The sequence below is a fragment of the Nocardia sp. NBC_00565 genome, from assembly GCF_036345915.1.
Classification (GTDB): Bacteria; Actinomycetota; Actinomycetes; order Mycobacteriales; family Mycobacteriaceae; genus Nocardia.
Genome location: NZ_CP107785.1, coordinates 3,075,081 through 3,093,272, shown reverse-complemented (window position 1 = coordinate 3,093,272; position 18,192 = coordinate 3,075,081). Strand labels below are relative to the sequence as shown.

Here is an 18,192-nt window from a genome sequence, read left to right as displayed (position 1 = left end):
ACGATGGGTTTAGTTCTCCTCAGATGAGAGGATAGTTTTCCGAGACGGAGAGCGTCATTAGAATGGCGTTCCGCTCAACGATGAGCCGGGGTCCGGCCGCCGACACCACGCATATCCGGTGGCGGGCGGACCTTTGTTAGGAGGATTCAGTGAGATCGCAGCGGATACTTGTCGCCTTGATGGCGGCTTCGTTGCTAGTGGCCGGCTGTAGTGGCCGCGGTGGCAGCGGAACCGAGGAGAGCGCTCCACCCGGCAAGGCGGCGGCGGTGTCGAGCGATTTCGGTGACCTGCAGGCCGTCTGCCAGCCCGGTAAGGCGACGAGTTCGCCGACGCAGGGCGTCACCGCGGACCAGATCCAGGTCGGTGTCTTCACCGATATGGGTTTCACCAAGAACACCGAACTGGTCGATACCGCCAAGGTCTTCTCCTCCTGGTGCAATGACAACGGCGGTATCAACGGCCGCAAGGTGACCGTCAATGTGCGCGACGCCAAGCTCATGGAGGGCAGGCAGCGGATGCTCGAGGCATGCCGCCAGGACTTCGCGCTGGTCGGCGGCTTCACCGCACTGGACGCGCTCGGTGTCAAGGATCGGCTGTCGTGCACCATGCCCGAGTTCCCGTCTCAGGTGGCGATGACGGAGAACACCGGATCCGACCTCCAGGTCGGCGGCGGTGCGTCCGCATCTCGGCCGTTCGACGTCTACGCCGGTCTCCATCAGTGGTTGTACAAGGAGGCGTATCCGAACTCGGCGAGTGCGGTGGGCATCATCGTCGGCGACAGTCCGGTCACGAAAGTCATGGCCGACAAGTACGCCGAGGCCCTGCCCGACCAAGGGGCGACGCTGGTCTACAGCGATCTCTACCCGGCGGCGGGCGTGTCGGACTGGACCCCGTACGCGCAATCCATCAAGACCAAGGGTGTGAAGGGCCTGATCTTTCTGGGCGACTTCCGCAGCCTTGCCAAGCTCGAAGACATCCTCACCAGCATGGATTACAAACTGGACTGGATCGATGCCAACAGCAACGCCTACAACCCAGCGTTCATCGAGTTGGCGGGCAAGTCGCTGACCGCGCAGAACAACTTCTCCGACCTGTCCGGAACGGCATCGCTCGAATCCGCGAACACCATCGTGGCGGTCAAGCAGGCCAAGGACCTGTTCGCCAAGTACGCCCCCGGCGCGGAGCTGACCTACCCCGGTCTGCGCGCCCTGACACAGTGGCTGCTGTTCGCCAAGTCCGCGGCGAGCTGCGGTGCGGACCTCACCCGCACCTGCCTGGTCGATACCGCGCGCAAGGAAACCGCGTTTACCGCGGGCGGTCTGCAGGCTCCGATGGATATGTCGAGTCCCACCGTCGCGCCGAAGTGCTTCAACGTCGTCAAAGCGACACCGCAGGGCTGGGTGAACGCGGACTTCAAGCCCAACAACGGGCCCTACCGCTGCGATATGAACGCCTACGTATTCAAGGGCGACTTCGGCCGGGCAGTGACGCTGGCCGATATCGGCAAGAGCGCGAGCGACGTCAAATAATATGGAGCAGTTCTTCGCATTCGGCATCGTCGGTCTGAGCACCGCGGCGATCTACGCGATCATCGGCAGCGGGTTGGTGCTCACCTACACCACGACCGGTGTCTTCAATTTCGCGCACGGCGCGGCGGGCATGATGTCGGCGTTCGTGTACTGGCAGCTCACCGTCGACTGGGATCTTCCGGTACCGGTCGCGATAGCGCTGGTATTGCTGGTGTTCGCACCGCTGTTCGGGTTGGCGTTCGCGTGGGCACTCGCGCCGACCCAGGGGCTCGGTGACGCGGAAAAGCTGGTCATGACGGTGGCGCTGCTGAGCGGCCTCATGCTGACCGCACAGTGGATCTGGAATCCGGATATCTCGCGCTCGCTGCCGAGGTTCTTCGCCGAGCAGCGCCCCTTCCATGTCGGGGCGGTGACGATCACCTGGCATCAAGCGCTGACGATGATCGTCGCGATCGTGGTCGCCGTGGTTTTGCGAATCCTGTTGTACCGGACCAGAACCGGTGCGGAGATGCGGGCCACCGTCGATGATCGGGCACTGGTCGGGCTCACCGGCGCGGATCCGCAGCGGGCCAACCGGGTGGCCTGGATTCTCGGCATCGAGTTGGCGGCCATCGGCGGCATTCTCATCGCGCCGACGGTGGCACTGGACGCCGCCCAGCTCTCACTGCTGATCGTGAGTGCGTACAGCGCGGCGATCTTCGGTCGGTTGCGCAATCTCCCGATGACCTTCCTCGGCGCGGTCGTGGTCGGCTGTCTGGAGAGCTACCTCACCGGCTACCTGCCGCAGAACGACTATCTGCCCGGGTTGCGGCTGGCGGCACCGGCGCTGCTGTTGTTCGTCGCGCTGCTGGTGTTCCCGCACGGGCGGTTGCGCGGGCGGGACCGCCGGTTGAGTCCGGTGCATCTGCCGACAGTCCGTGGTTCGGCCGTTTTCGCGGTCGTGGTGGTCGTGGTCGGCATCATGCTGGCCACCATGCTGAGCGAGGCGGATCTGATCACCTACGGTCAGATCTTCGCCTTCGGCGTGATCGCGCTGTCCTTCGTACCGCTCGCGGGTTTCGCGGGGCAGATCTCGTTGTGCCAGTTGAGCATCGCGGGAATCGGTGCGGTCGCCTATGCCTATCTCGGCGTGAACGGGCAATGGTGGGCGCTGCTCGCCGCGATGGCGGTCGCCGCGGTGGTCGGTGCGCTGATCGCGCTGCCTGCGCTACGGCTGTCCGGGGTCTATCTCGCCTTGGGTACGGCCGCGTTCGCGGTGGTCATGGACCGCTGGATCTTCACCCTGCCGTCATTTCATGTGTTCGGGGTGGAGATCGCGCTGTTCGAGCAGGGCTCGGTGAATCTGGTCGGTCCCCGGCTGTTCGGCGTCAACTTGGACAGCACGGCGCAGATCACGGTATTCGCGGCCGTGCTGCTCGGGTTGGCCAGCTTCGCGGTGGCAATGCTGCGCCGCAGCCGGATGGGCCGTCGGCTGATCGCGCTGCGCGACAGCGAGGCCGCCTACGCCACGCTCGGCGGCAACCTGCTGCTGGCGCGGATGCTGGTGTTCGCGCTCTCGGCATCGATAGCCGGACTCGGCGGGGCGCTGTACGGGATGCAGTTGCGTTCGGTGACCGCCGAACAATTCGGTTTCGTCGCCGGATTGCCGATCTTCCTGGTCGTGGTGATCGCGGGACTCGGCGCCGTCGGCAGCGGTTTGTTCACCGGCGTCGCCTATCAGGGCCCGTTGCACGCGATACCGGTGTTGTGGCCGTCGTTGCAGAATCTGGCCACGGTGCTACCCGCCGTGGGTGGTATCGCGTTCGCGGGCGGGTTCCTCGGGCAGGGCGCGCTGGGCCAGATGCGCGGGGAATGGATTCCGGTACTTCGGGATCGGGTCGTGCTGCCGACGCTGTTGGCGGGGCTCGCCCTGCTCTGGGTGCTGAACCTGCGCGGGGTGATCAACGGGTACGTGTTCACGATCGCGGTGCTGATCGCCGCGGTCCTCGTCCCCCGCTGGGCGGGCGCGCGGGCGCGGCCGCCGGCCGAGCCGGAGGTGCCCGTCGAATGGTGGGGCATCCGGCGGCCGTGGACCGCCGCGGACAAGGAGGTGCTCGATCGTGCCGTCGCACTTGGAAGTTGAGGGAGTCACGGTGGCCTTCGGCGGTCACCGCGCACTCGACGGGGCCGGGCTGGCCGCGGAACGGGGTCAGGTAACCGGTCTGATCGGGCCCAACGGCGCGGGCAAGAGCACGTTGTTCGACGTGATCTGCGGGTTACGCCGGCCGTCGTCCGGGCGGGTCGCCATGAACGGCCGGAATGTGACCCGGCTCGGACCGGCGCGCCGGTCCAAGCACGGACTGTCGCGTACCTTCCAGCGTCTGGAACTGTTCGGCCGGTTGAGCGTCCGCGACAACCTCTTGGTCGCCGCGGAACTCGGTCGGCACCGCCGGGCGGCCGGCCGGACCGTCGATGAGCTCATCGACCGGCTCGGCCTGCGTGACGTCGCGGACGCGACCGCCGACGCGCTGCCGACCGGCACCGGCCGACTGGTCGAGGTGGGCCGGGCGATGGCCGCGCGGCCCAGTCTGGTCCTGCTCGATGAGCCGGCCGCCGGTCTGGACCACACCGAAACCGAACGGTTCGCCGCGCTGTTGCGGTCGCTGGCCGAGGACGGCGTTGCGGTCCTGCTGGTCGAGCACGATATGGGCCTGGTCATGAACGTCTGCGACCAGCTGTACGTGCTGGACCTCGGCAAGATCATCTCGTCGGGTACGCCCGAGGTGATCCGGCAGGACGAGACCGTGCTGGCCGCCTACCTGGGAGAAGGATGAGATCCGTACTCGAATTGCGCGATGTGCGTGCGGCTTACGACGCGATCACCGTGCTGCACGGGGTCGACCTGAGCGTCGGGGCGGGTCAGGTGGTGGCGTTGCTCGGCCCGAACGGCGCGGGCAAGACCACCACGCTGCGGGTCGCCGCCGGTGTGCATCCGGTCGCGTCCGGTCGGCTGTCGCTGGGCGGACGGGAGGTGACCGGGGCGCGTCCGCGTGATCTGGCGCGCGCCGGGGTCTGCCTGATTCCTGAGGGCCGAGGCATATTCCCGAACCTGTCGGTCCGGGACAACCTGCTGATGATGACCTTCACCGGGCGCTCCCGCGCCGAGATCGAGGAGCTGGCGTTCAGCCGATTCCCCATTCTGGCCAAGCGCGCCGATCAGACCGCGGGCACGATGTCCGGTGGTGAGCAGCAAATGCTCGCGCTCGCTCGTGGCCTGACCACCGATCCGGCCGTTCTGATGCTCGACGAGCTGTCCATGGGGCTGGCGCCGCTGGTGGTTGAGCGACTCTACGACCAGGTCGCCGAGATAGCCCGACAGGGGGTGGCGGTCCTGGTGGTCGAGCAGTTCGCCTCCGCCGTCCTCGATATTGCCGACCACGCGGCCGTATTGGTCCGTGGCCGAATCGAACACCAAGGTCAACCGGACGGCGGACTCCGCCGCGAATTGGCCGCACTCTATTTAGGAAGCTCCTGATGACCGAAACACGTACTGAACGCTTCGAACGCGAATTGGCCGAATTGAAGATTCCGGACCCGGCCGCCGGCCGGGGCGCACTGTGGCTGCGCGTGGGCGTCGCGCTGCTGGTGCTGGGCCCGGTGCTGGCCGTCGTGGCCTACTTCATGGCGCACGGCACCTCCGATCCACTGGCACAGCGTGATGCGTTGGCTATCGGACTGATCGGCGTCGCGGCCAGTGTCGTCGGCGCGGCACTGTTCCTGCGTTATTCGCTGACCGGTGTGCTGCGGTTCTGGATGGCCCGGCAGTCCTACGATCTCGCCCAGCTCGGGGAGCGATTGGTGGCGACCAAGGAGATCCACCCCGACGAAATCGCCGCTATCTCCCGATAAAGTGGTGCTTGTCACACTACGCTCAGCAACCTACTGTGTGTTCAGTAGGTTGCTGATCCTTTCCAGCGACCTGGAAGCAATCGCTACAGCCGCAGCAAAGGAGTTCGGTGTCCGAACCACGGTCGAATGCCGCGCGTCCCTACGATGCGTTGCTCGTCAAGGGCGAGGAGCGCAAGCAGCGAATTCTCGCGGTCGCCAAGCGGCTGCTGGCCCGCAACGGGTGGCGGTCGATCACCCTGGCGCAGATCGCACGGGAGGCCGGGGTGAGTCCGGCCGGACTGCTGCACCATTTCGCGTCCAAGGAGCAACTGCTGCACGCCGTGCTGGAGGCCAGGGACTCCGACGACGAACAGCATGCGGATTTCACCGGCGACCTGGTCGAGTCGGTCGAGCATGTCGCCGATAGATTCCGGCGTTCACCCGATCTGATCGGCATGTTCGTCGTGCTGTTGATCGAGAATCTCGATCCCGACGCCCCCTTGCACGATCGCCTGCTTGGCCGTTACCGCGCCGCTGTCGACACGCTCGCCGAGCGGATCAGCAGCGGTCAGCGGGCCGGACGGTACCGCACGGATCTGGACCCTGCCGTCAAGGCAGTGGAGATAGTCGCTTTTCTCAATGGAATGGAAACTTCATGGCTGCTCGACCCTTCGATTCCACTGACCCGAGTGTTCCAGCAGTACGCTCTATCACTCGCACGCGATCTGACGCGCCCCGACACGTGCTGAGGTACCGGCTCGGCGTCGTGTCGCCGAGCGTGGCCGAGGTGGTGCGGTGCGCCGGCGGCTGGCTATTCGACCGGGTCCTCGCCGGCTGGGAAGTGACCGTGATCGTCGCGGATCCGGCGAATGCGCTGCCCTTGCGGATCCTGGGCGCGACGGTGCTCGATCTGGAGGTTTCCCTGTCGTCGCCGACGCACCCCACGCAGCCGCACGCGGTCGCAGTGGCCGGTGAACTGTTCGAATCCGATCACCGTGTTCGGTGCGGTGTATTGGAGTCGCTGGAGCGCGGAATCATCGAGGTCACAGTGCTCGGTGAATCCTGTCCGAGCGAGTTGCACCGCCGCGTCGGTTCGGTACAGCATCCGCTGAGCGTGGCCGCGCGGGCGTTCAAGGCGCAGGCTCTCGCCGCGGCCGCGGTCCCGGTCGATTCGATCGACACCGTCGAGACCTTCCGCAGCGGTCTGCCCTCGACTCGTCTTTCGGCGGCCGTCGACCTCATACCTGTCTGAGCGAACGGTGCTCGGCCCGATGTTTTTGGTCGGCATCGGGCCGAGTGGCCGCTCTAGTTGGTACCGGCCGGCTCGATGAGAACCTTCCCGATCGCTCGGCCCTCGGCGACGACGCGCAGCGCGGCCGCGGTTTCGGCGAGGGTGAAGCTGGCACCGATATGGGGGAGCACCTGCTTCGTGACGAGCAGCTCCCGCAACTCGTCCTCATTGCGGCGGAATTCTTCCGGTACCAGGTCCTGGAACTGGAACCCGAGCACATGCAGACCTTTGACCAGCACCAGATTGAGCGGAATGCGCGGGACGACACCCGAGGCGTAGCCGATGGTGACGAATCGTCCACCCCGACCGAGGGCGCGCAGTGCCGGTTCGGCGAGCTCGCCCCCGACCGGGTCGAGGACGGCGTCGGCGCCATCCGGAATCGCCGCACGCAGTGCCTTTCGCAGGTCATCGGATCGATGGTTGATGAGATGTCGGGCACCGTAGGACGCCGAGATATCCAGCTTGTCGGTGCTGGAGGCGACCGCGGTCACCGACAAACCGAGCGCAACGCCCAGCTGGACCGCGGCCAACCCGACACCGCCGCCGGCGCCGAGCACGATCAACTCGGCGCCCGCATGTACCCGCGCGACGGATCGAAGTGCGTGGTACGCGGTGCGATACGCGACCCCGAACGCGGCGGCGGTGCGATCGTCGACACCGTCCGGGATCCGGGTGAGCCCGGCCGCGGACACCACCACCTCTTCGGCGAAGGCGCCGTAGAGCCCGGTGCCGGTGACCCGGTCGCCGACGGCGAAATCCGCACTGCCAGCGCCGGATTCGACGATCTCACCGGCGAATTCGCTGCCGGGTACGAACGGCGGCGGCACGCTGATCTGGTACTTGTTCGCCAGCAGCAGCACATCCGGAAAGTTGACGGCCGCAGCGCCGACCCGGATCCGCACCTGGCCCGCCGCCGGCTCCGGCGACGGGCGCTCCTCGATCCGGACGACCTCGGGCGGCCCGTACGCCGGGCAGACCGCAGCACGCATCCGCGATCACCGGCCCTGCCAGTTCGGCGACCGCTTCTCCACGAACGCCATCGCGCCTTCTTTGGCGTCCGCGCTGGAGAACACGATGGATTGCCATTTGCTGAGGCGTTGTTCGGCCAGGTCGCTATCGGTGACCGCGAGGCGGGTCAATTCCTTGGTGGCCGCCAGACCCAGCGGTGCGTTGGCGGCGATCTTCTCGGCCAGGGCCAGCGCGGTGTCGAACACTTGATCCGGCGCCGCGACGGCATTGACCAACCCGATCTGGTACGCCCGATCGGCGTCGATGAACTCGCCGGTGAGCAGCAATTCCAAGGCGATGCCCAACGGAATCCTGGTGCCGATCGAGGTGCCGCCGCCCGCGGCGAACAGTCCGCGCTTGGCCTCGGGGAAGCCGAACTTTGCCGCGGCGGAGGCGACGATGACATCGCTGCCGAGTAGCAGTTCGAGGCCGCCGCCGATGGCCGTACCATTGGCAGCGCCGATCACCGGAATGCTGGTCTGCCCCTTGGCAAGTCGGCCATAGGCGTCGGTCTCCTGGCCACCGCCGAAATCGGTGCCACCGGCGAAGGCGCGCAGGTCCATACCGGAGCCGAAGGCCCGGTCGCCGGTGCCGGTGAGCAGTACCGCCCGGACCGAGGGATCGGTCTCGGCCGCGATGACGGCCGCGCCGATCCCCTGCATCATGGTGCGGGTCAGCGCATTTCGCGCCTGCGGCCGGTTCAGTCGGATGATCATGACCGGGCCGTGCCGGTCGAGGAGGAATTCGGCGTTCTCGATATCGGTCACGACTTGTACTCCGTACTCTCGGCGAGTTCGGCGGCCTCGCGCATGAGCTTGGGCACGATCGGACCGAACGACTGCAGCTTGATGTCGTCGCCGGCCCGCTGGAAGCCACGCTCCAACACGATCGCCAGCTTCCATTTGGCCAGGACCAGGTAGTAGTCCAGGTCGTCCACCTGCCGGCCGGAGACCTCGGCGTAGTGGGCTACCAACTGCTCGCGCGTCGGCATGCCGGTCAGGTTCACATAGCTGGTGTTGGCGGCTGCGGGGGAGTGCATATCTTCGGGCCAGCCCTGCACCATCCAGGCGAGGTCGAGCTTCGGATCGCCGACGGTGCCCATCTCCCAGTCGATGAGCGCGGCCAGCTGTGCCGGTTTGCCGTGCTTGAACATCACATTGGCGAACTGGTAGTCGCCGTGCATCAGGCCGGGGATGAAGTCGAGCGGCTTGTTCTCGCGCAGCCAGTTCGTCGCCACGTCCATACCGTCCAGCTCGCGGCCCTTGTTGTGCTCGAAGAAGCTGGTCCAGCGGGCGACCTGGCGGTCGTGGAAACCGTCGGGCCGGCCCAGATCGTGCAGCCCCTTCGCCCGCCAGTCCACCTTCGACAGCAGGGCGATGCCCTCGGCCAGCTGGTAGGCCAGGCCGTTGCGAGCCTCGGCGTCGGTATCGAAGGGCGCCGGCCAGCCATTGCGTGCCCCCATCGGCGACCAGCCGTCGACATATCCCATGAGATAGAAGGTGCGACCGATCACCGAATGGTCGGTGCACACCGCGATCGCCGGCGTATGCGGCACATCGGTGCCGTCGAGCGCCGCGGTGATGCGCCACTCGCGCAGAATGCCCTTATCGCGGTCGGCGGGCGCGTTCTCCGGTGGCAGCCGGATGACGCTCTGCTCCTCGCCGCGGGTGAGCAGGTAGATCTCGTTCTGGGTGCCGCCGGACAGAAATCGCGCCTCGAGCGGCTCGCCCTTACCGGGGAGCCCGGCCGCGTCCATCCAATCGGCCAGGCGGGCGGTGTCTATCACTGGTTACCTACTTCGTGTTCGAGATATTCGGCGTATTTGGCCTGCGCGGCCGCGAGCTTGCGCGGGACCCATTCGGTGGGCCACTGATCGCCGCTGGCGCTGTAGTCGCGCAGCACCTGTTTGGCCACGGTCATCTTGTGCACCTCGGTCGGCCCGTCGGCCAGGCCCATCACGCCGGCGCCATGGATCATCATGAAGAACGGCATCTCGTTGGTCGTACCGAGCGCGCCGTGCACTTGCATTGCGCGCCAGGCGATGTCGTGCAGCACGGTGGGCATGACGACCTTCACCGCGGCGATGTCCTTGCGGACCTTCCTGTAGTCGTTGTATTTATCGATCTCCCACGCGGTGTACAGCACCATCAGGCGGAACTGGAGCAGCTGGGCGTAGGAGTCGGCGATATAGCCCTGCACGAATTGCTTTTCCGACAGCAGGCTGCCCGCGGTCCGCCGGCTGAGGGCGCGCTCGCACGTCATGTCCAGCGCCTTCTGCGCCAGGCCGATGGTGCGCATGGCATGGTGGATCCGGCCGCCGCCGAGCCGGACCTGGGCCGCGGCGAAGGCCTGACCTTCGCCGCCGAGCAGGGCGGTGTGGGGTACCCGCACGTTGTTGTAGTGGATGAGGGCGTGCGAGCCGTCGTTCAACGGTTCCCCGTACAAGCCGACATTGCGCTCGATCTCGACCCCCGGCGTATCGGTCGGCACCAGGAACATCGACATGCCCTGGTAGGCGCTGATATCCGGGTTCGTCACCACCATCACGATCAGGAACGACGCGGTTCTGGCGTTGGAGGAGAAGTACTTCCAGCCGTTGATGATCCAGTCGGCACCGTCGCGGACCGCGCGGGTGGTGAACTGGGTCGGATCGGCGCCGGCGTGCGGTTCGGTCATCGAATAGCTGGAGAACAGCTCGCCCTCCAGCAGCGGACGCAGGTAGCGCTGCTTCTGCTCCTCGGTGCCGAAATGCGCGATGATCTCGGCGTTGCCGGTGTCGGGCGCTTGGCAGCCGAAGATGACCGGCGCCCACGACGAGCGGCCGAGGATCTCGTTGAGCAGCGCCAGTTTCAGCTGGCCGTATCCCTGTCCGCCCAAGTCGGGCCCGAGATGGGTTGCCCACAGCCCCTGCTGCCTGACCTGCTCCTTGAGCGGATCGATCACCTTGCGCCGGGTTTCGTCCGGTGGCACGAACTGCTGATGTGGCCAGATCAGGTCGAGCGGTTCGACCTCGTCGCGGACGAACGCATCGGCCCAGTCCAGTTTCGCCTGGAACTCGGGCTCGGTCGTGAAATCCCACGCCATTGCGCCTCCTCTCAGATGATGGAAACATGCTTCTCATGGTTAAGAATATCATTCTTATTCCAGTGAACGCTGTTACGCCAGGAGGTCGGGGATGAGAGCCGAGGATCAGTTCCACATCGGTGTCGTCACCGCCGACTTCGAGGCGACGATGGCCATGCTGTCGTCGGTGTTCGGATACCAGTGGGGTCCGGAGGCGGGCGGGCCCATCGCCGTGACGCTGCCCACCGGCGAGGCCGTCCTGAACCTGCGATGCGTCTTCTCCACGACGGAGCCGCGGATGGAGATCGTGCGCAGCATTCCGGACACGCTGTGGGAGCCGGTCGCCGGTTCCGGCGTCCATCACCTGGGCTTCTGGTCCGATGATGTGGCCGCCGATACGGCCCAGCTGGAGCGATACGGATATGTGGTGGAGGCCGCTCGCGCGGTGTCGGGCACGCCCTTCTTCGCCTTCTTGACGGGCAAGTCGGGAGTCCGGATCGAACTGGTCACCCGGGCCGCGCAGGAGGGGCTGGCGCGGTGCTGGGCGGATCCGGAAACCATTGGGCAACAGTAGATTTCAGCGAGAAGGAGAGTGGCGATGACAACGGTCGCAGTGGTGACGGGCGCCGGTCGCGGGATGGGTCTGGCCTGCGCGCGCGAGCTGGTCGGGCAGGTCGATACGGTGCTGATGGTGGACCGTGATCCGGATACCGTGACCGCGGCGGCGGCGGAGTTATCGGCGCGCGGTGGCGCCGCCGAGCCCTTCGTACTCGATATCACCGATGCGGACGGGCTGGCCCGGTTGACGAAACGGGTCGCGGAACTGGGCACGCTGCGGTCGGTGGCGCATGCCGCCGGTATTTCGCCGACGATGGCCGACTGGCGCCAGATCTTCACGGTCGATCTGGTGGCCACCGCGCGCCTCGCCGAGACGCTGCGGCCGCTGGCGACCGAGGGGACGGCGCTGGTGGTGTTCGCATCGATGGCGCCGATGCTCGACCCCGCCGCCCCGGATCCGGACGCACTGGCTGTTCTGGACGATCCGCTGCACGACCAGTTCCTCGATCGCATGCACCAGGTACTCGGACCCGATATCGAGAATCCAGGCCTGGCCTATTCGTGGGCCAAACGCGGTGTGCAGCGATTCGTGTGGCAGGAGGCGGTGCGGCTCGGGCCCGCGGGCGGCCGGATCTGCTCGGTCTCGCCCGGCATCATCGACACGCCGCAGGGGCGACAGGAAGCCGAGGCGCATCCGACAATGGACGTGCTCGTGCAGCGAACTCCCTTGCGGCGCAGGGGCCGTGCCGAGGATGTCGCGGCCGTGGTCGGCTTCGCGCTCTCGGATCGGGCGGGTTTCCTCAATGGCATCGACCTGCTCGTCGACGGCGGCGTCTGCGCCGCCCTGCGCGCCGGTCGATAACCGTCCTATCGGTGCCGGGCCGCCGGTTCCCGCGCGGTGATCGGCGGCTGCACCAGGCGGACGCGCAGCTCTGTGAGCGCCTCGGGCGCGACGCCGGCGCGTTCGGTCAGATAGTTCGCGACGCTACCGTACCGAGCGCACAGCACGGTCAGCATGGCCGCCATCGCATAGCGCGGCGCGCCGTAGAGGGCGCGGTGGCGTTCGACGTCGAAGTCCGCATCGGCCGAACGTGCGCGCAGTCGGCGCAGCAGGGGCTCGGTGAAGTACGCGGCACTGAGTTCATAGTCGTCCAGGATGGTCGCGGCGCCGACGCCCAGCGCCGAGAGCAGCAGGGCGACCGCGACGCCGGTGCGATCCTTGCCCGCGGTGCAATGGATCAGCGCAGGCAGGCTGCCGGATTCGGCGAGGTCGGTTACGAGTCGGCCGAAGGTGTCGGCATCGGTTTCGATCATGGCCTGGTACATCCGTGCGTGGAAGTCGTTGGGCACGGGATCGTTTCGGTCGCCGGCGAAGCGCCGGGAATTCTCCTTGGTCCACGCGGCCAGGCCGCGGATGGTGAGCGGCGCGCGCCGAACCGACTGCGACAAGTTGGCCGGAGCCCGATCGCGTTCCTCGTCGGCGCGCAGATCGTAGCCGACGCGCAGGTCGGCTCCGGCGAGCACCGCGAGGTCGGCCGGGCTCAACCGATGCGGTGCGTCCGATCGAAAGACCATGCCCCAGCGCGTCGTTCCGCCGTCTGCGGTGGGATAGCCGCCGAGATCGCGGAAGTTGCGTGCGCCGTCGAGGCGGAGCAGCCGCTCGGCGGCGACGACCGGCGAACCGCCGCTGGGGGTGAGGCTTACGTAGTGGCGTCCCGGGCCGGGGGCGGGCAGCACGACCTGCGTGCGATTCTCGACGCGGGCGATGGGGTGGTCGCGATCGATGGCGTCGGGACTCGGCCCGATCGCGAGTTCTACCGGGCCGTCGCCGCTGAGTCGCCAGGAGACTCGGAGATTGCCCTGTTCGTCGCCGGCTACCTGCACGCGAGTCAGCGCGGATGTCATCGGGCTCCTCCCTGTGGAGTCGTGGGCGGCCGAGTGCCTCGGCGCAACGGGGGCGGGGTCCCGCATCCGGACCGGTTGCGTCGGCCCGCGCTCCCAAGAATACTATTCTTATAGGTGAGAATGATGTTTCGCTTCCGGTGACGGATATCGTGACCCGCATCGCCCAACGGGCACTGGCCCGGCGGGGCGCCAACTATGCCGATGAGGTGCGTCGGTTGCTCGATGCCGCGCTGGCGGTGATGCGCGAGCGCGGTACCGGGTCACGGCCGCGGGTCGCGGATATCGTGGCCGCCGCCGGACTGTCGAACGACGCGTTCTACCGGCATTTTCCGTCCAAGGACGCGCTGGTGGCCGCCCTCATCGAGGACGGCGCCGAGCGGCTGCTGAGTTATCTGGCCCATCAGATGGACAAGGAAGTCACCGCGCAGGGCAAGATTCGCCGTTGGGTCGAGGGCATTCTGGCCCAGGGCGCCGATGACACCGCGGCGACCACCCGCGCGGTGCTGTGGAACGCGGGCACCCTGGCCGAGGATTGCGCCACCGGTTTCCGGTCGGCCGATGTCCTGCTGGCCTCGCTGCTGTATCAGCCGTTCACCGAACTCGGCAGTGCCGACCCGGAATTCGATGCCGCGCTCGTCGCACACGCCATCGTGGGCAAACTCGGGGACTATCTGCAGCGTCGGGTGCAACCGGCCCCTGCCGACGTGCAGCGCATGACGCTGTTCTGTCTGCGTACCGCCGCGCCCGCCTGACCGGGTTACCTCTTTATTTTGTTTCTGCTAAGCAACTATATTGGTCGTGGGTTGCGCTCCTATGAGAAGGAGCCGCAGTGAAATCTGCCAGTGGTGACGCGCCGGACAGCGGTGGTATTCGAAGCAACCGCAGGCGGCTGCGGGTGGACGTGACGACTACCTGTACCGGGAGCCGGAAAAGCCCGCCGAGCCCGCGCGGGCCGAGGTCGGCGAGCAGGATCAGGTGGCCGCGGTGTGATCCGGTCCGGAGCCCGGGTGCGACATCGTGGCACCCGGGCTCGGGAGTGCGTTCAGCTGTCGTCGGTGGATGCGGCGATGGCGTTGTCGAGCGCGCCCATATCGGCGCCGAGTTCGGCGGCCAGGGCGCGCACGACGGCCACATCCTTGCGGAGGAATTCGCCGACCGACGCGCTGAACGCGGCGACCGAACCCTTGGCCGCCACACTGGTGACGGCACGACCGGCGGAGCTGGCGTGGGGGAGTGCCGACAGCAGCGTCGCCTCGTCGATGCCGAGTTGCCCGGCCAGCCGCACGGCTTGCGCGACCAGTCCGATCTGGGCTGTGAACAGCGCGTTGTTGACGAGCTTCACCCGCTGTCCGCTACCCATCGGCCCCACGTGCAGAACCGGATCGCCGTAGCCGCGCAGGACGGGTTCGATGCGGGCGACGGTGTCCTCGTCGCCGCCGACGAACAGCGTGATCCGACCTGCCTCGATATCGTGTGGACCGCCGCTCACCGGCGCGTCGAGTACCGTTATATCGTGCGAAACAGCCTGGGCGGCAACGGCTTCGGCCGTTTCCGGGCTTCCGGTGGTGTGGATGACGAGAGTCGACCCGGGCGGCATGGTGGTGAGCAGCGGGCTGTCCAGACAGATCTCGCGGACCTGCTCGTCGGTGAACACGCAGATCACCACCACTGCAGCGTCGGTGCCGACGGCGGCCGCGAACGAGACCGGCTGCGCACCCAATTCCTTGATGGCCCTGCGTGCTTCACTCGATCGGCCGAGCACGTGCACATCGTGTCCCGCCGCGACGAGTCGTCGCACCATCGGTGTGCCCATGCGCCCGGCTCCGATGAATCCGATCCGCATCGCGGTCACCGCTCGTGGCCCATGAGGGTCAGCGTGGCATCGGCCGCGGTGAGCGCCACGCCGGTTGCCGCATTGGTGTTCTTCGCCAGATCGGCCACCAGCTGGATATCTTTGCGCAGTATGTGGCCCGCGCGCTGGCCGATCGTCGCCAGCGTGCTATTGAGGATGCGCCCGAGCGCGTAACTGTTCGCGGAGCCGTGCCCGATCACCTCGCCGAGGCGGGCCTGGTCGATGCCCAACTCCTGCCCCAACGTCAAAGTGCTCGCGGCGGTCGCGAGATTCGCGGTGAACAGCAGGTTGTTGAGCAGCTTGGTGACCTGGCCCGCGCCGATATCGCCCAGGTGCACAATCGGATCGGCGTAGGTCTGGAAAACTGGACGGCAGCGTTGCACGATATCGGCCGGACCACCGACCATGACCAGCAGGCGACCCTCGGCGACCGCGGGTGCGCCGCCGCTCACCGCCGCGTCGATCAGCGAAACATCCTGCGCCGCGGCGATATCGGCGAGCTGACGGACAGTGTCCGGATGAATTGTGCTGTGCACGACGACGATTCCGCCCGCCGACAAACCCGCGAGCACACCCTGTTCGCCGGTGAGCACGTCGCGGACGTCGGCGTCATTGCCGACGCACAGACAGACCAGGTCGCTCGCCTGAGCCAACTCCTGTGGCGAATCCGCGACTCGGGCGGCGGTATCGGCGTACGGCTCGAGCGAGGCGCGACGACGCGCCCACAGGGTCGTCTCGAATCCGGCCTCGACGATCCGGCGTGCCATCGGCCCGCCCTGGCTACCCAATCCAATGAATCCGACGCGCATCAGCGCACCTCCAGTTCGAATATGCTTGTTACGCGGCTTCTTCGGGCTGTGGTCGCCAGTAGAGTGCGAGCAGTCCGGTGGTTGATACGGCGGCGACGCCGAGGGCGATTGCGGCGCCGGTCCAGCCGTGGATGGTGATGTCGGTGGCGTGGTCGAGGGAGAGTCGTCCGGGTCCGAGGGCGGCGAGGGCGAGTGTGGTGGCGGCGAGGACGAGGACGTATTCGTAGCCTTCTTTGAAGACGAAGAATCCGTTGGGGCGGTGGGCGAGTAGTCCGGCGACGAGCATGACGGAGATGACGGCTGCGCAGGCCAGTGGGGTGAGGAGTCCGAGGATCAGTAGTGTGCCTGCGCTGATTTCGGTGATGACGCTGAGCCAGGCGTGGAGTGTGCCGTTGCGTAGTCCGAGGCCGGTGAACCAGCGGGCGGTGCCGGGGATGCGGCCGCCGCCGAGCCAGTGGTTGGTGCCGTGGGCGATCATGGTCGCGCCTATGACGAGTCGGATCAGTGCCAGGGCGAGATCGGCGACATCCATACGTGCACTTCCTTATACGTCGTTTGTCAGGAGCAGGACGCCGCTGGGCGTCAGGCCGCCGCTGCTGGTGACCGCCACCCGGGCGTCCGGAATCTGCCGGTCTCCGGCCTCGCCGCGCAACTGTGTGACGGCTTCGTACAGTAGGCCCATGCCATGGGTGCGTCCATGCGAGAGCTGACCGCCATGGGTGTTGAGCGGTAGCACGCCGTCGCGGGCGATGTTCTTGCCGCCCTCCAGGAAGTCCTTGGCCTCGCCGATACCGCAGAAGCCGAGGGCCTCGATCCAGGACAGGCAGTTGAAGGTGAATCCGTCGTAGAGTTCGGCCACGTCTACATCGGCCGGGCGCAGCGACGTGCGCGACCACATATGCGCGGACTGGCCGAGCACCTGCGGTTCGTGGGTCAGTGTGCTCTGATCCCATTCGATGCGCTCGAGGATCTGGGTGCCGACCGCCTCGACTCGGATCGCCGGCTTGGCCAGATCGGGCACGGTGTCGGCCGCCGAGACCACCACGGCGACCGAGGCGTCGCAGGGCACATCGCAGTCGTAGAGCCCGAACGGCGTCGTGACGGATCGGGCCCCGAGGTAGTCCTCCATCGTCAGCGGGTCGCGATAGACGGCGGTGGGATTCAGTTCGGCATTGGCCCGCTGGTTCAGCGCGATCCAGCCCAGCGTCTCCCGCGTGGTGCCGTACCGGTGGAAATGCCGTTGCGCGTTCTGGGCCAGGGTGTGTGCGGCCGAGATGCCGCCGAACGGCACCATCCAGCTCGGGGTGCGGCCGCCGGGCGGGGTGATCTTGCCCGTCCGGATCAGCTCGTTATAGGTGGCCTCCCAGACGGTACGGAAGCAGAGCACATGCCGGGCCAGGCCACCCGCGACCGCCAGCATGGCCGCGATCACCGATCCGCCGGGCCCGAAGGTTTCGAAGCCGCCGTTGTACCAGGTGGGCCGGATTCCCAAGGCAGCCTCGAGCGCGGTGACCCCGCCCTCGCCGAAGCCGCCGACATTGCCGCCACCGGGATAGGTCGACAGTCCGTCGATATCGGCCATGGTGAGACCGGCGTCGGCCACCGCGCGCTCGCACGACTGAATCGTCAGCGATAGCGGGGCAACCATGAGGCGGCGCCCGATCTCCGACATGCCGATGCCGGTGATGGCGACCTTGTCCTCGAACTTATCCTGGCTGACCATCGGCCGAACATGGCGCGAGAACTCTTGTGGCGCAATATCATCGGTGGGCAGGGGCGCGGGTTCGGGCTGTTCGGCGGTGGGCCGGAACAGCGGTAGCCACACGTCGCCGTCCGGTTGGAAGACGACCTGCATCCGCATGCCGAGGACAAGATCGGCCGGATCGCATTCGACCGCGTTGGTGGTGAGGCGGACCCGCGGATCCTCCTCGATGGCAACCTGTGCCACCACATAGGGAGTCTCGAGCCCGGGCGATGCGAAACGATGGTTGACGGTGAAGCCGATGAGCGTGGCGAAGCCGGAGACGATGCGCGCCCCCATGCGCCGGTCGCGGCAGTACCGGCACACCGGCTGTGGCGGGTGAATCAGTGCCGCGCAGGATCGGCACTCCTGGATGCGCAGGCGGCCATCGGCGCCCGAGGTCCAGAAGAACTCGTTGTCCTGGGTGAGCAACGGCAGGGGACGTCCCGACGGTTCGGCCACATCGCCTCCTAACTTCGCTGTGTCGACGGCCGCGCGTGGCCGGTCCGGGCTGAGGACGGCCACGCGCGGCCGGTTGATCCGGGGGATGACGCAGGCCCCGGACGTTG

At 67.0% G+C, this 18,192-nt stretch carries 19 protein-coding genes; 10 read left to right on the top strand and 9 right to left on the bottom strand.

The genetic code is table 11. From position 1 onward, the window contains the following. Positions 1 to 149 precede the first annotated feature (149 nt). The 7 genes from OG874_RS14855 (at position 150) to OG874_RS14825 (ending at position 6,648) form a co-directional block, all read left to right on the top strand. Entirely contained in the window at positions 150 to 1,529 is a 1,380-nt protein-coding gene (locus tag OG874_RS14855; protein ID WP_330255725.1) for an ABC transporter substrate-binding protein, read from the top strand. Position 1,530: 1 nt separating this feature from the next. After that, positions 1,531 to 3,651, top strand: coding sequence for a branched-chain amino acid ABC transporter permease (locus tag OG874_RS14850; RefSeq protein WP_330255724.1), 2,121 nt, complete (start codon positions 1,531 to 1,533; stop codon positions 3,649 to 3,651). Next, positions 3,629 to 4,342: an ABC transporter ATP-binding protein gene (locus OG874_RS14845; protein ID WP_330255723.1), complete on the top strand. Its 714-nt coding sequence runs from the start codon at positions 3,629 to 3,631 to the stop codon at positions 4,340 to 4,342. The genes OG874_RS14850 and OG874_RS14845 overlap by 23 nt, the downstream gene beginning before the upstream one ends. Beyond that, complete coding sequence (locus tag OG874_RS14840) at positions 4,339 to 5,043, top strand: ABC transporter ATP-binding protein (protein WP_330255722.1); 705 nt, start codon at positions 4,339 to 4,341, stop codon at positions 5,041 to 5,043. The genes OG874_RS14845 and OG874_RS14840 overlap by 4 nt, the downstream gene beginning before the upstream one ends. Then, on the top strand, positions 5,043 to 5,417 hold the full coding sequence (locus OG874_RS14835; protein WP_330255721.1) for a hypothetical protein: 375 nt from the start codon (positions 5,043 to 5,045) through the stop codon (positions 5,415 to 5,417). Before OG874_RS14840 ends, OG874_RS14835 begins: the two co-directional genes overlap by 1 nt. 107 nt (positions 5,418 to 5,524) lie before the next feature. Further along, entirely contained in the window at positions 5,525 to 6,145 is a 621-nt protein-coding gene (locus OG874_RS14830) for a TetR/AcrR family transcriptional regulator (protein WP_330255720.1), read from the top strand. Beyond that, positions 6,142 to 6,648, top strand: a complete 507-nt coding sequence (locus OG874_RS14825) for a hypothetical protein (protein ID WP_330257295.1) — start codon at positions 6,142 to 6,144, stop codon at positions 6,646 to 6,648. Before OG874_RS14830 ends, OG874_RS14825 begins: the two co-directional genes overlap by 4 nt. 53 nt (positions 6,649 to 6,701) lie before the next feature. On the opposite strand, the gene OG874_RS14820 is transcribed toward OG874_RS14825, so the two are convergent. The 4 genes from OG874_RS14820 to OG874_RS14805 are packed head-to-tail and all read right to left on the bottom strand — an operon-like array spanning position 6,702 to position 10,779. Beyond that, positions 6,702 to 7,676, bottom strand: coding sequence for an NADPH:quinone oxidoreductase family protein (locus tag OG874_RS14820; protein ID WP_330255719.1), 975 nt, complete (start codon positions 7,674 to 7,676; stop codon positions 6,702 to 6,704). Between the two features lie 6 nt (positions 7,677 to 7,682). Further along, positions 7,683 to 8,462, bottom strand: coding sequence for an enoyl-CoA hydratase-related protein (locus OG874_RS14815; protein ID WP_330255718.1), 780 nt, complete (start codon positions 8,460 to 8,462; stop codon positions 7,683 to 7,685). Further along, the gene (locus tag OG874_RS14810) at positions 8,459 to 9,481 is read right to left on the bottom strand and encodes a phosphotransferase family protein (RefSeq protein WP_330255717.1); all 1,023 of its coding nucleotides are present in this window, start codon (positions 9,479 to 9,481) and stop codon (positions 8,459 to 8,461) included. Before OG874_RS14810 ends, OG874_RS14815 begins: the two co-directional genes overlap by 4 nt. Then, positions 9,478 to 10,779, bottom strand: coding sequence for an acyl-CoA dehydrogenase family protein (locus tag OG874_RS14805; protein WP_330255716.1), 1,302 nt, complete (start codon positions 10,777 to 10,779; stop codon positions 9,478 to 9,480). The genes OG874_RS14810 and OG874_RS14805 overlap by 4 nt, the downstream gene beginning before the upstream one ends. A gap of 91 nt (positions 10,780 to 10,870) precedes the next feature. Here OG874_RS14805 and OG874_RS14800 point away from each other — a divergent pair, with 91 nt between their 5' ends. Both OG874_RS14800 and OG874_RS14795 read left to right on the top strand, forming a co-directional pair. Further along, positions 10,871 to 11,332 carry a VOC family protein gene (locus OG874_RS14800; RefSeq protein WP_330255715.1) on the top strand — a complete coding sequence of 154 codons (462 nt, stop codon included), beginning with the start codon at positions 10,871 to 10,873 and terminating at the stop codon, positions 11,330 to 11,332. A 24-nt stretch (positions 11,333 to 11,356) separates the two neighbouring features. Further along, positions 11,357 to 12,178, top strand: a complete 822-nt coding sequence (locus tag OG874_RS14795; RefSeq protein ID WP_330255714.1) for an SDR family oxidoreductase — start codon at positions 11,357 to 11,359, stop codon at positions 12,176 to 12,178. Between the two features lie 5 nt (positions 12,179 to 12,183). Here the strand turns inward: OG874_RS14795 and OG874_RS14790 are convergent, their stop codons facing one another. Then, the gene (locus OG874_RS14790; RefSeq protein WP_330255713.1) at positions 12,184 to 13,221 is read right to left on the bottom strand and encodes a tyrosine-protein phosphatase; all 1,038 of its coding nucleotides are present in this window, start codon (positions 13,219 to 13,221) and stop codon (positions 12,184 to 12,186) included. Between the two features lie 137 nt (positions 13,222 to 13,358). On the opposite strand from OG874_RS14790, the gene OG874_RS14785 reads away from it, so the two are divergent. Then, positions 13,359 to 13,973: a TetR/AcrR family transcriptional regulator gene (locus OG874_RS14785; RefSeq protein ID WP_330255712.1), complete on the top strand. Its 615-nt coding sequence runs from the start codon at positions 13,359 to 13,361 to the stop codon at positions 13,971 to 13,973. Between the two features lie 290 nt (positions 13,974 to 14,263). Here OG874_RS14785 and OG874_RS14780 read toward each other — a convergent pair whose 3' ends face one another. Genes OG874_RS14780 through OG874_RS14765 form a run of 4 tightly spaced genes read right to left on the bottom strand, consistent with a single transcriptional unit; the run spans position 14,264 to position 18,085 of the window. Continuing rightward, on the bottom strand, positions 14,264 to 15,064 hold the full coding sequence (locus tag OG874_RS14780) for an NAD(P)-dependent oxidoreductase (RefSeq protein WP_330255711.1): 801 nt from the start codon (positions 15,062 to 15,064) through the stop codon (positions 14,264 to 14,266). A gap of 5 nt (positions 15,065 to 15,069) precedes the next feature. Next, complete coding sequence (locus OG874_RS14775; RefSeq protein WP_330255710.1) at positions 15,070 to 15,882, bottom strand: NAD(P)-dependent oxidoreductase; 813 nt, start codon at positions 15,880 to 15,882, stop codon at positions 15,070 to 15,072. Positions 15,883 to 15,910: 28 nt separating this feature from the next. After that, positions 15,911 to 16,414: a DoxX family protein gene (locus OG874_RS14770; RefSeq protein ID WP_330255709.1), complete on the bottom strand. Its 504-nt coding sequence runs from the start codon at positions 16,412 to 16,414 to the stop codon at positions 15,911 to 15,913. A 12-nt stretch (positions 16,415 to 16,426) separates the two neighbouring features. After that, entirely contained in the window at positions 16,427 to 18,085 is a 1,659-nt protein-coding gene (locus tag OG874_RS14765) for a thiolase C-terminal domain-containing protein (protein WP_330255708.1), read from the bottom strand. Positions 18,086 to 18,192 lie beyond the last annotated feature (107 nt).